The sequence below is a fragment of the Cytobacillus sp. Bva_UNVM-123 genome (genome assembly GCF_046351715.2).
Lineage (GTDB): Bacteria > Bacillota > Bacilli > Bacillales > Cytobacillaceae > Cytobacillus.
Genome location: NZ_CM177772.1, coordinates 4,301,766 through 4,316,446 on the forward strand (window position 1 = coordinate 4,301,766; position 14,681 = coordinate 4,316,446).

Consider the following 14,681-nt stretch of genomic DNA (forward strand, 5'->3'; position numbering starts at 1 on the left):
ACCTATTTGATTCCCGAAATATAAGGAGCAGACCAGTTTCGGGAATCAGTTGACCTTCTTCATTCCCGAAACATAAGAAGCAACCAGTTTCGGGAATCAGTTGACCTACTTCATTCCCGAAAGATGAGGTGCAGGACAGTTTCGGGAATCGGTTGACCTATTTCATTCCCGAAACATAAGGAGCAAACCAGTTTCGGGAATCAATAATAAAAAATCCCTCAAGAAATAATAATTGACATGAAACCTAATGGTTTTATATAATCAAAAAGCAAAACCATTGGGTGTTATATTTATCAGGAAAGAAGGTTTATCCAGATGGAAAATCAGAACATTGTAGAGGATATTAAGAAAACAGTTGTGTTTGATGCTCCGATTGAAAAAGTTTGGGCGTCTGTGTCTAGTTCGGAAGGAATGGCTTCATGGTTTATGCCGAATGACTTTCAAGCTATTGTGGGTCATGAATTTCATATTCAATCTCAATTTGGACCATCCCCTTGTAAAGTGTTAGAAATCGAGGCGCCACATCGATTGTCTTTTTCTTGGGATGTAGATGGATGGTTCGTCACTATCATGTTAAAAGAAGTAGGAGAGAAGACTGAATTTACTCTTATACATGGCGGTTGGAATCAATCTGATTCCATGATAACGAAAGCGAAGGAAGAAGCAGCTGTTATCCGCGATCGTATGAATGGCGGCTGGGAAAAAATTGTTCACGAAAAACTTCGCAAAGTTGTGGAAGGATAATGTCTGCTTTACAAAAGTATGATATTTTCCAGGCAATTGCTGATCCTACTCGAAGAGAAGTGTTGAAATTATTAGCTGAAAAAGAACGACCTATTTCAGAAATTACTTCGCATTTCTCTATGAGTCGAACAGCCATTGCCAAGCATCTTCATGTGCTGTCTGAAGCAGATTTAGTAAGTGGACAAAAAGTAGGAAGAGAGAAACGCTATCGCTTACAGCCTGAATCCTTTGAAGAGTTAAAGCAATGGCTTTCTTATTTCGATCGTTTTTGGGATAACAAGCTGGCGATGCTTAAACATATTGTTGAAGAGAAGGGGAATTAGAAAACCTTGGCATTCGCGAAGTCCTTTCCGCGAATGCCTTAGCTTTTCTTATGCGGTGTTATTAGCAGTAATTTAATTTGAATGCAATTATACTTTAACACATTAATAAACTTAAACTTTCCTACTAGCTTAAAAATGCGAACAACTTCGTTCGCATTTTCCTTTTTTATTCAGTAGCAAGGTTCCTTCATTATCCTTCACAAGTAAACAAAAGAACATTGCGATTGCCTTGTTATTTTACAGGAATCCATATTTCTGAATAGTAATCTGAATTGGAAGCATCCTCCATTGGGTATACTTCTAGTTCAGGTGTACCTGCATGCTCATACCCGCTAGAAGGAAACCATTCCGAAAAAATTTGCTTCCACACTCTATGCATTGCCTCTGGCATTGGGCCATGGACTTCAAACACTGCCCATTTGGAAGCAGGAATTTCACGTTGCAATAAATCTTCTCGCTTGTCCCCTTCATATGCTGTAGCTATCCAATAGTCCATTTGCTGTGTTTGCTTACTAGTCTCATCAACAACACAAACACCTAAAACTCCTTTAACCGGCCCGTTATTTAATTGGGCGATAGAGTCACATGTTCCATCCGCATTCACTTCGTTCCATAGCTTCGGAATGCCGATTTGATTTTCCCCATTCACAAATGAATATGAACGTTTAATGCCAACGATTTGAAATGCCTCTTTTTCGATGATACTGTACTTCATTGGTTCTACCCCTTTCAGACTCACTTGGATAACCAAGCGGTTATAAGATTGCAGCTTTCCAATGCCTTTTCGGGCTTCACTAGGCGAAACACCATGCTGCCTGCGAAAAGCTTTTGTGAAAGCCTCCGGAGTATCATAGCCATATTTATTTGCGATATCGATAACTTTTTCTTCTGTTCGTAACAATTCCTCAGCTGCTAATGTTAAACGCCTCCGCCGAAGATAATCACCAACAGATACATTTGTCAAAACTGAAAAAGTTCGCTGAAAATGGAAGCTCGAAGCATTTGCTTGAAAAGCGATATCTTCAATTTTTATCTCATCCAACAAACGATCTTCCATATAGTTTATCGCTTTTTGCAATGATTCCACCCAAGCCATATCGTTCACTCCTTACATACAGTCTAATATTGTTTACTGTTTAATTCCTGTCATTTTATGCTCTATTCGGACAGTTCACGACAATTTTATTTATTGTAAAATTATAACACCTTTTCTGAAACCGAAACAAAGCTTGAACGTATTTTATAGAGTAATTCATCAAAAGGAGGGAAAGAGTGGGAAAGAGAATTTTAAAATGGGTCGGTGTTGCTGTCGGACTGCTGGCAATTGGAATATTCATCCTAAATGTAAAATCTGCATATTTTAATCCTAATAAATACGAAGGTGATAAAGTGGAAAAGATCGCACAATATATGGAAGACCGTGGGAAAGATTTTCAAGGAAGCCTATTAGTCGCAGAAGGGGATAAGATTATTTTTGAAAAAGGGTATGGCTGGGCTGACAAGCAAAATAAAATAAAAAATGACCCAAACTCACAATATCAAACCGCCTCTCTTACGAAATCTTTTACAGCTGCCGCTATTCTGAAGCTAGAAGAAGATGGATTGCTTCATACAAGTGATAAACTTTCTGTCTATTTGCCTAATTTTCCAAACGGAGAAAAAATCACCTTACATCATTTATTGACACAAACATCTGGGATTTATAATTACACAGAAGCAAAATTTGATCAAACAAAAAAAGTTCGGCCTGAGGAATTAGTTTCTTGGTTTGAAGGGAAAGAACTTGAATTTGAAACGGGAACTAAGTTTGCATATAGTAATTCTAATTATATTTTACTAGGATTAATGATTGAAAAGGTTTCAGGTGTCCCTTATGAAAAATATGTAGCCGAAAATATCTTCAAGCCTGCACAGTTGAATCACACGACCGCAATTAGAGAAGAAGCTTCTAATCTATCAGTTGGCTATGAGGGGAAGAAAAAAGCATCATTTCTCGACAACAGCATTCCCTATGCTGCCGGTATGATTATTTCTACAACAGAGGACTTATTCAAATACACGAAAGCCATCCACGATGGGACATTGCTAAATCCTTCATCGATAGAAAAACTATTCACGCCTGAACATAGTAATTATGCATATGGCTGGATTTCCACGAAAGCATTTGGGGAGAACATTCATTGGCATAACGGGGCGATTAGTGGTTTTAAATCAGCTTTAATGTACTATCCAGAAAAAGACTACACGATCATTTTCTTAAGCAATAATGTTTTAATTGATGTCGATACGATGGCTCTCGAATTGTCTGCCATCCTTTTCAATGAAAAATTAACGTTTTTTAATTGGTAAAAAATAGATAATCTAACAAAATCGACCTCAAATTTTTTTTGTGGTCGAAATTTTGTTTTCTCAGAAGAGAATCGACCTTATTCACTTGCTTTAAGGACGATTCTTTGACACTCTATTCAAAAATCAACCTTATTCCCTTGCTTCAAGGACGATTCTCTGACACTCTATTCAAAAATCAACCTTATTCCCTTGCTTCAAGGACGATCCTCTGACATTCTACCCAAGAATCGCCCCTATTCACAAACTCGCTTTCTCAACATGCTTATTTCTTCATTCCCGTGTAAATGTGAATGGCGTCTCGCAAAAATGCGGCTGTTCCTAGCTGTTTTTTATCATAGTATGCCGTAAATCTTTCATCATCAACATACATTTGGGCAAGATTTGCATGAGCTTCTTTGCTGTATTCGCTCCAGTAGAAGCATAGCCATTGTTTATGCAGTTCTGCAGCTTTTTGCGCTATTTCACTAGCTGGATCACCCGTTGCGAACGCTTCGTCTAATGTTGTCTGAACTTCGTTTGCTAACTTCGTTACAGCTTCATGCTCTTCCTGAGTCATGTTCATCATTTTTGCATTTGATTTATTAACCGTGTCCTCGCCATATTTTTCACGAATTTCTTTTCCATATTTTTTCTCATTATCTTCAATCATTTTTTTCTTAAAGCCTTCAAATTTCTCTTTATCTGACATGTGAATTCTCCCTTCTGTTAAGGCAATCGTTTTCTCTACATTGGCAATTAACAAATCTAGTTGCTTTCTTTTATCTAGGAGTTTTTCGTGATGCTCTTTCAATGCAATCGCTCCGTCAAAGGAAGGTGAAGTGACGATATTTTTTATGCTATCTAGGCTAACCCCTAATTCTCTGTAAAAAAGAATTTGCTGTAGTCTGTCTACCTCAGCTTGCCCATAGATACGATATCCTGATGAATTAATTCTTGCCGGCTTAAGAATCTCAATTTCATCATAATATCTAAGAGTTCGAGTACTGACTCCAGCTAAATTTGCTAATCTTTGCACAGTGTATTCCATACACTCACCTCCTTAAAAGAAAAGCACAAGTGCCTCTCCCACCCACTCAAAAAAAGGTTCTTCATTTTGAAAAGGTTTCGATGATGGGAGCATTGCCAAAGCACTTCTTATTATGAATGTACACCTTTACGCAACGTGAAGGTCAATTCTTTTTTTTATTTTCTTTATTGAAATAGTGAACAATTCATGAAACATTTCATTATTTTACCTATTTTTAAAGTTTAAAACATATACTATTCAAATATTTACATCGACAATTTTCAACATTTTTTTCGGAGGTCATGCTAATGAAATTGTTACATTTTTGGAAGCACGAAAAAAGGGAACAGGCTGAGCGAAAAATTCTTCAGCAGCAACAGCAGATTGAAGAGTTAGAAGCTCAGCTTTCGGCCGCGAATGACAAGAAGGCAACTCCTCTTTATCATCAGTCCCCTACGCAAAAAAATATCTTAAAAATAAGTAAAAAGGTGCAATGGCAGCTTGATAGATTAGATGTTTTTGAAAATTATCTTGATGATATTTTAACTTCAACGAATGCTGCTATTGACTACTTAGCTACTGATCAAGGATTGAAGGAAGAAGATTGGAATGTTTCCATCCTTGCTGAAGAAAATAAATTATGGGCGACTGAATCATCTGAAGTATTTCAGCAAATTGTTGTCAGTATGGAGCAACTGAACGAAAGAGTTTCAGAGCTTGTTCATTTTTCCAAAAAATTAGAAAAGCAAAGCGACCAAATGAGTTCGGCCATTACATATATTCGTCATATTTCAGAATCCACAAACTTATTAGCTTTAAATGCATCTATTGAAGCAGCTCGTGCAGGTGAGCATGGCAGAGGATTTACTGTTGTAGCTGGAGAGGTAAAAAAGCTGGCTGAACACAGTAAAGAAGCGACAAAGGATGTATTAAACATGATTGAAGGCATCCAAAATGGCACAAGGAAATCTATTGAAATGCTCTCTGGTAGTGATGAACAGATTCATGGTGAAGTATCTAAATTACAAGAGGTTCATAGTCAACTAGCCATCCTTAGTGGGCGCTCCATCCAAATGGTCGGCTTCTCCAATAATAATGATCAATTTATTAAAAAGAATCGAGCACTCATTATTGAAACGATCAATAAATTAGTTCTTATTATTTTAAATATGGGCGGTTTAAAAAGACTTATTCAAGAACAAAGAACGTGCTTAGAGGAAATTTTATTCGATCTTGAAGCAAAGCCAATTCAAAAGAAACAGACGAATAGACTTTCCATCGAAAAGGTCTATCATCAATTTTTGCATGAATTAAAACGTGAAAACGTAAAAGAAGCAATTAACATCATCCATACCTCATTAGAGCAAGGTCATACGCCACAGACATTACTCCATGATGTTTTGGAAAGAGCCATTTTTCAATCAGGACAAGAGCAGATCGGGAAAGCAATCCCGCTTTCTGAAATCTACATTAACAGTAGAATTATTCAAATGTCTTTAGACATGTTGTTGCCTCACTTAAAAGAATCGGAAAGTCGTTATGGAACGATTGTCATTGGAAATGCATTTGGTGATTACCATGCCCTAGGCAAGAAAATCATTGTGTCCTTTCTGAAGCTTGGAGGCTTTCATGTTATTGACCTTGGGATGAGTGTGCCAAATGAAAAATTCGTCGAGGTCATTAAAAAAGAAAAAGCTAAAATTGTGGCTGTTAGCTCATTAATTCTTCATAGTGCTGAGGAAATAAAGAAGCTAAAGGCTCTTTTAAAGAAAAACAATTTGAACGATGTAAAAATTTTGGTCGGGGGAGCTCCCTTCCTCTTCGATCGTGAGCTTTATAAACAATATGATGCGGACGGAACAGCTGCGAATGGCATAGAGGCCATTCATGTTTGTAAAAAACTACTGAAAATTAATTAAAGGTGTGGTTCAAGAAATGAATGCATTGGAACGTGTCGTTGCAACGATTACAGGTGGCATAAGCGATCGCCCACCTGTCTTGCCTACAATGCTTATGCAAGGGGCAAAACTATTAAATATACCGCTTGTTGATTACCAAAAAAACGGACAGCATATCGCAAACGGACAGTTAAAATTACTTGAAAAATTCGGACATGATGGCGTTTTTGGATTCCCACATATCGTCCAAGATGTAACACCTTGGGGAGCTGGGTTAGTTCATTTTCATGATGGGCCACCTTCCGTTTCAAAAATGGTTATCCACCAGTTTAGTGATATTGATTCAATCCACGCTCCTGATCCATCATCATCTCCACAGCTGTTAGAAACGTTAAAAGCGATTTCAATTTTAAAAAAGGAGGTCGGCTCTGAATATCCTGTTATTGGTGCCGCTATCGCTCCCTTCTCTTTACCATCGATGATAATGGGAACGGAAAAATTTATGTCATTATTATTGGACGACCCTGTCATTAGACAGAAATATTTTTCTAAATTGATGGAGGAAACGACAAAATTTGTAGTGGAATGGTGCAATATGCAAGTTGAGGCGGGAGCCGATGCCATTGTACTCGCAGATGGGATCGCCTCAAATGCAGTCATTCGGCGTGACCAATTTGAAACATTTGCTCTCCCATATGTAAAAAAGGCCATTCATCATATTCGCGTTCCAGTTGTATATGAGCTTGTTGGAGGTGCACAAGATAGACTTGATTTAATTGGACAAAGCGGTGCCGCAGCGGCGGTTTTAGATTTCACAGACGATGTCAGCAAAATGGCAGCATTATTAAAAAACCAAAAGCTGACACTCATGGGTAACCTTAATAATATTGCTTCATTAAAATGGTCCGAGCTGAAAATGAAAATAGATGTCCGCAATTTACTCTTTCAAATGGAGAACCATCCCTTTATCGTTTCCTTCCAAGGCCCAGAAGTCCCTTATCATATGCCGTTCGAGTTAATTCATGTTATGATCGATACGGTTAAAAAATATGGAATGTATAATAAATAATATTTGTTCACTCAAAAGGCAGCTTCCATTTTGGAGGCTGCCTTTTTCATACTCATGTGAGAATGCTGGAAAACAGATAGATTTTTTTATCTATTTGCCACAAATAATAATTAATGTCATAATTTTGTTAGAATAGCCCCATTGTCTTGGCCACCCTCAAAAATCTATTTTTGTAAATTGGAGGAGAGATGGATGGACAAAATGAAAACGAATCATACGAGTATTGTGAAGGAATCGGGATGGACTGTGGACGAGTATTATCAATTGCCAGAGGATGGAAACCAATACGAGATTATTAACGGGCAACTTGAATTGAAGCCTTCCCCAACGACTACACATCAAAGGATAAGCCTCCAAATAGTACGATTGTTAATAGATTCCTGTGAAAATGAATACATCATTTTGCATGCACCTGTTGATGTGATTTTATCAGAAAAGGAAACGAGACAGCCCGATATATTAATGATTCACCGTAGTAGAGAAGCAATTATTGAGGAGCATGCAGTTATTGGACCACCTGACTTAGTCATTGAAATTATTTCCCCAACAAGTGCCAAACGTGATCGTCTAATGAAAAAAGATAGCTATGCCCGATTTGGAATTCCAGAATATTGGATTGTTGATCCTTTTCATTTGACCATTGAGCAATATGTTCAAACTGGGAAAGATCAGCCATATGAATTACTAAATGTGTTCGAAGCAGAGGATACGGTAACTTCAAAAAAGATTCATTGCGTATTATTTGCAGTAAAGGATGGGCTAAAAATATAGAAAGCAGGTGGCAAAACCATGCATCTTTTGCACCTGCTTTCTATGTTTTTTTTACTGATAAGCCTTTACCTCTAATAATTCTTCAAGCGTGACGATTTCATAATTCCTTTCTTGCAGTGCCTCAATGATGCGTGGTAAAGCTTTTTCAGTTTCAGATTTATCTTCGTTTGAATGCATTAAAATAATATCGCCATTTCTAAGATTATTCGTCACATTATATACGATATTTTCGGCTTCCATTTGAGACCAATCTAATGTGTCGATAGACCAAAGCACAATCGAATAGCCTTCCTGCTGTGCGATTTTTGCAATTTGTTCATTTGTCGCACCATATGGGGTACGAAGAATAGCGGGTTCCTTTCCGATTATTGACCTAATTTCCTTCCCTGTCTGCGTAATTTCCGTCTTTACGTTATTATTCGCAAGTGTTGTCAAATCAAGATGGTGATACGTATGACTTAACACTAAATGTCCACTTTCGTATGCATTGTGCACAACTTGTGGATAATCCTTCATTTTGCTTCCAAGAAAAAAGAAATTTCCTTTTACATCATACTTATTTAAAATATCAATAATTCCTTGTGTAACCATTTCATCTGGACCATCATCAAATGTTAAAGCTACCTTTCTTATATTAGGCCCATTTGTATACACATTTTCCTGTTTTTCAGCGAACAATGTGATTTGTTTGCGCCAATCTTGCATACTTTTCCAAGCATTTTCCGTTAATTTATTAGAATTCCCCTTAATGTCCAAAAGGTAATCTTGTTTGTTTTTCTGGCTTGTCGCAACAGTACGTTGTGGATTAAAAACGGAAATATGATCGATTGCGTTTGTTTTGTTCTCAATGATGATTTTCAATTCATCCCCACTATCGAGCTTGTACACATATATACGTTCCTGATTACTATTCCTAATTTGAGTTGGAGTACCAAAAGCATCTTCGACCATTTGCACTGATATTTCCTGCAAATCAACTGCATAGGAACGTAAATCAAATATTTCTCCATCACCATTAAAACCAATCGTTACTTTTTTAGAAGCATAATTTGCATAATAGCCATACCCAGCCTCATCAACTTTATTTGGCTCTCCCCATTTCTGCTTGACTGTTTCTATATTTGTAGTGTCAACATTAAATGGACTTTCACTAATTTTTCCGAGCTTGGCGTTATCATATAGTTCATTGAGTTCTGTATTTGAATCAGATACTTCCTCTAGTTGGGGTTCATTTTTTTCTGTTTGCGGTTTTTCATTCGTAAGAGTCTTCCCTTCATTACAGGCAGACAAAAAAATAACAAAAGCCAAAATCGATAGTAATGGCAACCTTCGTTTCATCATTCTTGGCTCCTTTGTTTGGTTTAATTAACTATTCGCTTGCACTTCTTCTGGCAATGGTTTCTGTTCGAGCCAACTTTCAACTAGTTTATTAAATTGCTCAGGATAAGCTAATGACATTCCATGACTGATTTTAGGAAAAATAATCCCTTTACAATGTGGATTACTTTTTATTAATTGCGTAAATGAATCTTCCATGATTTTCCTTTCCTTTTCTCCAACGGTTACTAATATTTTACTAGTAGCATTTTTAAAATTTTCAGGAATGGTAAAGGACATATTTTCTTCCATTATCCTCATGAAAGTATCTTTACTCATTTGACTGCTTTCTTGATAATACACTTCAAAATAATCGTCTGTTACATACATTGATTTTGCTTGAATCTTTGAAAATGCTTTAATCTTTACAAGTGAATAGGACATAGCTAATGATTTAAGAAGTGTTTTCGCGAAAGGTATTGGTTTAACTACTGCACTATTAATCATAGCATAATCAATTAAATGTGGCTTCATGCTAAGCATCGCAGTTAATACTTGTGCGCCTAGTGAAAAACCAATAACAATGATCGGTTTATTCCTCCCTTTTTCTTCAATTAATTCTATTATTTTTTCGGCGCAATGATTAATGGTAAACCGAGTATTATGGCTACTTTTTCCTTGCTCAAGCATATCAGGAATTAGGCAATGATAGTTCGAAAAGTATTCCACTTGCTTGTCCCACATCCAACCGCTTACCCCACCACCGTGAATAAATACCATTAATGGCGCATGCATGTCTCCCGTTTCTTTATAAAATAATGTCAAATGATTACCCCTCTCAATTCAGCATTCCTTATAGATCCCATACTTTATAATTTTTAAATAATCGTTCAGCTCTTTTACGACTGGATCAGGTTCCTTGAAAAAATCATATTGATTATTTTTATAAAGCGTTTGATATTTATTACCTAACTGTTCACTAATAAACATTGTCATTTCGATAACTTGTTCAACTGTGATGTCATCTCTAAGCTTATCTATCTGAATTAACTCTTTAAGGTAAACATGTTCAAACTTAAATTCCTTTGCATATGTGTCATAATAATCCGCGATTATTTGCTGCATTTCTTTCTGCACAGCAACTGGTGGACTCATGATCGCATCCGCAATTAGCTGCGTTTCCTTCGTAAATTTCCCTGTAATTTCATGCTTAAGTAAATAGATTTCTTTCACTCTTTCAAAAAAATCAGCTGATTTCAATGCATGAATAGCTGTCACTGTTTTTTCAGTCAGTAAATCAATGCAGAAGTTCACTAAATACAAATACAAATTTTTCTTGCTTTTAAAATAATGAAACAGAATCCCTTTTGAAATGCCTGCCCGGCTTGTTATCGTATCTGTCGATGTTGTATCATAGCCATTTAGAGTAAATTCTTCGATCGCTATATTCATAATTAATTCCTTTTTTTCTTGAGACTGTTTTTCAAAAGCTGAGTACAACTGTAAGCACCTTCTTTGCAAAATTTAACATGTTACACCGTAATATCCTTCTTTTTATAAATCAAAAAAGCAGCTGCAACACTAATTAGGATGATAACAGACATTAAGGCGATAAAAATGGGTTCAAGCATATTGTTATTGATAATACTTGCAGCATCTACATATTTAAATGGACTAAAGTATTTCAAAAAATCCATATCATCCGATAAACTAGACATGATGTTGATAAAATAGCTCACTATGACGACAGCAAGTGAAATCGAAAGAATATTCCTCGTTTTACGCATAATGGCAGAAAACAAAAATGAAACCGCGGCAAAGGTTAAGTGAAGAAGAAGAGTAGCAATGGTCAATAAAGCAAAAGTCTTCCATGCAAATTTTTCATCCGCAAACTGAAATCCAGCTATACTCGCAATCGTTGCAGCAATATTAAAAATGAGGATATTGGCGGCTACTGCCAAGAGCTTTTCTCCTACAATTCGGCTTCGTGAAACAGGCTTCGAAAGGAGGAATTCAATTGTTTTTTCGCTTTCTTCCTTCGCAAGAATATTTGAAGCTAATAATGCTGCATATATGCTCCCTAAAAGGGTTGTCATCATATAAACTTCAATCCCATAAAAGCCCATTAATGTTCCAAGACTTAATTGATCCATACTGAACATTTTCTTCATTGAATCAGGATAGGACTCAAAAAGGTCATTGATTGATTTTTGCTGCTCAGCAAAAGAAGGAAACATACTTAAAAGCCAAATAATTAGTCCTGCTAATACGAGACTCCAAATCATTAATGCTTTACGGCTACGCCTAAATTCCCTTTGAAAAATCATGGTCTTCACTCTCCTTTACTCGTAATAATGCATAAATACTTCTTCAAGAGAGGGCTCTTCTATTAACACATCTTGAATGGGCAGCTCATTCAACTTGCTAAGAAGCACTTTAATCTCACCGCTATAGAGCAGCTTTATTTCATTATCATGTATTTCCTTTTTCACTATGCCTGTAAGCTCAAGCTCAACTTGTTCAGACTGTTCGAGTGTAATCGTAATATTTTTCACTTTGTTCTTTGTTAAATGCTCGATCGTATCGACATTAATTAGTTTCCCTTCTTTAATGATGGCAACGCGATCACACATTTTCTGAACTTCGCTTAATATGTGGGAAGAAAAAAAGATCGTTGCTCCTCTATCTCTTTCCTCAGTAAGAAGCTCGAAAAAGTGACTTTGCATAAGTGGATCAAGCCCACTTGTAGGCTCATCTAAAATAATCAGCTTCGGTTCGTGAAGCAAAGCTTGCACAATTCCTACCTTTTTTCGATTACCAAATGACAAATCTTCAATTTTGCGAGTTAAATCAAGTTCCAATCTAGCGGCTAATTTCCGCATTCTAACCTGATCGAGTTTTTTATGAAAGCGGGCGGAGTATGTTAAAAGATCCATTACCTTCATATCATCATAATAATGAATCTCTGAAGGAAGATAACCGACATTTTGACGAATCGTTTTCGAATCCTTCACAATATCCTGACCAAAAATAGTCGCACTCCCACTTGTAGGATAAATAAAATTTAAAAGCGTTCGAATCGTCGTACTTTTCCCCGCCCCATTCGGGCCGATAAAACCAAAAATTTCACCCTCTTCAATCGAAAAAGAAACATCCTCAATCCCCCTGTTCCCTTTATAGGTTTTGGTTAAATGCCGCAGTTCAACAATCCCCATCTCAAAGCCTCCTTCTTATAAAACTCTCGATTGACTAGTGAGTCAATTTTATTATAAGGAATGTTGACTCACCAGTCAAATACGTGATTAAAAAATCTTTCTCTGTCTTAACGGGAGATGCAGGATTTGCGTTCATGCTATTAGGGAGCTGCGGTTCGGGAAGCAAACGGGCGCACCGGTTCCCGAAAAAAGCGAAACACTCGTGGTTTGGGAATCAAACAGGCAGATCGGTTCCCGAAAAAAGCGAGGCACTTGCGGTTCGGGAATCAAATGGGCAGACCGCTTCCCGAAAAAAGCAAAGCACATGCGGTTCGGGAATCAAATGGGCAGACCGCTTCCCGAAAAAAGCGAAACGCTCGTGGTTCGGGAATCAAATGGGCAGACGGTTCCCGAAAAAAGTGAAGCACTCGCGGTTCGGGAATCAAACAGGCAGACCGCTTCCCGAAAAAAGCGAAACGCTCGTGGTTCGGGAATCAAACAGGCAGACTGCTTCACGAAAAAAGCGAAACACTTGCGGTTCGGGAAGCAAATGGGCAGACTGCTTCCCGAAAAAAGCGAAACGCTCGTAGTTCGGGAATCAAACAGGCAGATCGGTTCCCGAAAAAAGCGAGGCACTCCCGGTTCGGGAATCAAACAGGCAGACCGGTTCCCGAAAAAAGCGAAACACTCGGTTCGGGAGTCAAACAGGCAGACTGCTTCCCGAAAAAAGCAAAGCACTCGCGGTTCGGGAATCAAACCGGCAGACCGCTTCCCGAAAAAAGTGTTGCACTCACGGTTCGGGAATCAAAAGCGCAGACCGGTTCCCGAAAAAAGTGAAGCACTCGCGGTTCGGGAATCAAACAGGCAGACCGCTTCCCGAAAAAAGCGAAACGCTCGTGGTTCGGGAAGCAAATGGGCAGACCGCTTCCCGAAAAAAGCGAAACACTCACGGTTCGGGAATCAAACAGGCAGACTGCTTCCCGAAAAAAGCGAGGCACTCACGGTTCGGGAAGCAAATGGGCAGACCGCTTCCCGAAAAAAGCGAAACACTCGCGATTCGGGAATCATACAGGCAAACTGCTTCCCGAAAAAAGTGTTGCACTCACGGTTCGGGAATCAAACGGGCAGACCGCTTCCCGAAAAAAGCGAAACACTCACGGTTCGGGAATCAAGCTGGTCTGTGTTCCTTATTAACCAAAAGGTATGTGCCACTCCATCTTTTTTAACAAGTAAACGGAAGTTTTGCGAAAATAAAAAACCGAACAATTTATGTCCGGCCTCAAAATATACATAATTTAGTTCATTTCAACAGTAATGGCATAAACAGCTTCATTTAATAGAGTAATGGTCGAAAGTAGGCCATTTTTCTGTAGCAATGCTTGCATAGTAGCTGATGAAATTCTGTGATGAAAGGGAGGTCCCATTTCCGATTCAACAGCTTCCCAGTCAAGAATGAGCAATAGGCCATTCGGTTGAATAATGCGTTTGAATTCTTCAATGGCATTTTCGATATTTGGGATTTCGTGCATGACGAAGGCCACGATTGCTTTTTTAACCGTCTTGTCTTCTAGGTTTATATTTTCGAGATTACTTTCAATATAGTGAATATTGCTTATGCCTTCTTCTTCTGCCCTTTTTTTCAATAAGTCTAGCATTCTCGGTTCAATGTCCACCGCATAAACAGCTTCCTTCGTCGCCTTCGCAAATGGAATTGTGAAAAAGCCGTTGCCCGCACCAAAATCTGCAACTGTATCATTACGTTGTAGATTTAATAGTGACATTACCCTTGGTAAATCGATAAGTTCTCTTCTCTTTGGGGCTAGCAATTTATCTGCTTTTTCGGGGCTAAAACGATGTCCTGCCATCGTATCACTCCATTCCTAAAAGAATTTAGATATCAACATAATGACTCCTACCAGGAGCCAGAGATAAACCCCAGGTCATATAGGCGGAAGAGAATACTTCCTTTCCTTTTCCAAGGGTTTTCTATTTATTCCTCAACCACCTGTA

The 14,681-nt window shown here is 37.9% G+C and carries 15 protein-coding genes; 7 read left to right on the plus strand and 8 right to left on the minus strand.

Features of this window, described 5'->3' with window-relative positions; all coding sequences use genetic code 11:
* Nucleotides 1-315: 315 nt before the first annotated feature.
* Complete coding sequence (locus KDN24_RS22080) at nt 316-744, plus strand: SRPBCC family protein (RefSeq protein ID WP_409974084.1); 429 nt, start codon at nt 316-318, stop codon at nt 742-744.
* Nucleotides 744-1,067, plus strand: coding sequence for an ArsR/SmtB family transcription factor (locus tag KDN24_RS22085; RefSeq protein ID WP_409974083.1), 324 nt, complete (start codon nt 744-746; stop codon nt 1,065-1,067). The genes KDN24_RS22080 and KDN24_RS22085 overlap by 1 nt, the downstream gene beginning before the upstream one ends.
* Nucleotides 1,068-1,299: 232 nt before the next feature.
* Here the strand turns inward: KDN24_RS22085 and KDN24_RS22090 are convergent, their stop codons facing one another.
* A complete protein-coding gene (locus KDN24_RS22090) occupies nt 1,300-2,163 on the minus strand; it encodes an AraC family transcriptional regulator (protein WP_491348162.1) in 864 nt (287 codons plus the stop codon).
* A 176-nt stretch (nt 2,164-2,339) separates the two neighbouring features.
* Between KDN24_RS22090 and KDN24_RS22095 the strand changes: the two genes are divergently transcribed.
* On the plus strand, nt 2,340-3,416 hold the full coding sequence (locus KDN24_RS22095) for a serine hydrolase domain-containing protein (RefSeq protein WP_409974082.1): 1,077 nt from the start codon (nt 2,340-2,342) through the stop codon (nt 3,414-3,416).
* A gap of 262 nt (nt 3,417-3,678) precedes the next feature.
* Here the strand turns inward: KDN24_RS22095 and KDN24_RS22100 are convergent, their stop codons facing one another.
* On the minus strand, nt 3,679-4,443 hold the full coding sequence (locus KDN24_RS22100) for a MerR family transcriptional regulator (RefSeq protein ID WP_409974081.1): 765 nt from the start codon (nt 4,441-4,443) through the stop codon (nt 3,679-3,681).
* Nucleotides 4,444-4,730: 287 nt separating this feature from the next.
* Between KDN24_RS22100 and KDN24_RS26375 the strand changes: the two genes are divergently transcribed.
* The 3 genes from KDN24_RS26375 to KDN24_RS22120 all read left to right on the plus strand — a co-directional run bounded on the left by KDN24_RS26375 (nt 4,731) and on the right by KDN24_RS22120 (nt 8,160).
* On the plus strand, nt 4,731-6,341 hold the full coding sequence (locus KDN24_RS26375; protein WP_525931256.1) for a methyl-accepting chemotaxis protein: 1,611 nt from the start codon (nt 4,731-4,733) through the stop codon (nt 6,339-6,341).
* Nucleotides 6,342-6,357: 16 nt separating this feature from the next.
* Nucleotides 6,358-7,389: a uroporphyrinogen decarboxylase family protein gene (locus KDN24_RS22115; protein WP_409974080.1), complete on the plus strand. Its 1,032-nt coding sequence runs from the start codon at nt 6,358-6,360 to the stop codon at nt 7,387-7,389.
* A 192-nt stretch (nt 7,390-7,581) separates the two neighbouring features.
* A complete protein-coding gene (locus KDN24_RS22120) occupies nt 7,582-8,160 on the plus strand; it encodes a Uma2 family endonuclease (RefSeq protein WP_409974079.1) in 579 nt (192 codons plus the stop codon).
* A gap of 51 nt (nt 8,161-8,211) precedes the next feature.
* Here the strand turns inward: KDN24_RS22120 and KDN24_RS22125 are convergent, their stop codons facing one another.
* Genes KDN24_RS22125 through KDN24_RS22145 form a run of 5 tightly spaced genes read right to left on the minus strand, consistent with a single transcriptional unit; the run spans nt 8,212 to nt 12,692 of the window.
* Complete coding sequence (locus tag KDN24_RS22125) at nt 8,212-9,501, minus strand: polysaccharide deacetylase family protein (RefSeq protein WP_409974078.1); 1,290 nt, start codon at nt 9,499-9,501, stop codon at nt 8,212-8,214.
* A gap of 24 nt (nt 9,502-9,525) precedes the next feature.
* Nucleotides 9,526-10,302 (minus strand): alpha/beta fold hydrolase, encoded by a 777-nt coding sequence (locus tag KDN24_RS22130; protein WP_409974077.1) that lies wholly within the window; start codon nt 10,300-10,302, stop codon nt 9,526-9,528.
* Nucleotides 10,303-10,320: 18 nt separating this feature from the next.
* Complete coding sequence (locus KDN24_RS22135) at nt 10,321-10,977, minus strand: TetR/AcrR family transcriptional regulator (RefSeq protein ID WP_409974076.1); 657 nt, start codon at nt 10,975-10,977, stop codon at nt 10,321-10,323.
* A gap of 32 nt (nt 10,978-11,009) precedes the next feature.
* Nucleotides 11,010-11,804, minus strand: coding sequence for a DUF2705 family protein (locus tag KDN24_RS22140; protein ID WP_409974075.1), 795 nt, complete (start codon nt 11,802-11,804; stop codon nt 11,010-11,012).
* Between the two features lie 15 nt (nt 11,805-11,819).
* Nucleotides 11,820-12,692, minus strand: coding sequence for an ABC transporter ATP-binding protein (locus tag KDN24_RS22145; RefSeq protein ID WP_409974074.1), 873 nt, complete (start codon nt 12,690-12,692; stop codon nt 11,820-11,822).
* Between the two features lie 511 nt (nt 12,693-13,203).
* Here KDN24_RS22145 and KDN24_RS22150 point away from each other — a divergent pair.
* The gene (locus KDN24_RS22150; protein WP_491348163.1) at nt 13,204-13,965 is read left to right on the plus strand and encodes a hypothetical protein; all 762 of its coding nucleotides are present in this window, start codon (nt 13,204-13,206) and stop codon (nt 13,963-13,965) included.
* Nucleotide 13,966: 1 nt separating this feature from the next.
* On the opposite strand, the gene KDN24_RS22155 is transcribed toward KDN24_RS22150, so the two are convergent.
* Entirely contained in the window at nt 13,967-14,536 is a 570-nt protein-coding gene (locus KDN24_RS22155) for a class I SAM-dependent methyltransferase (RefSeq protein WP_409974072.1), read from the minus strand.
* Between the last annotated feature and the right edge of the window lie 145 nt (nt 14,537-14,681).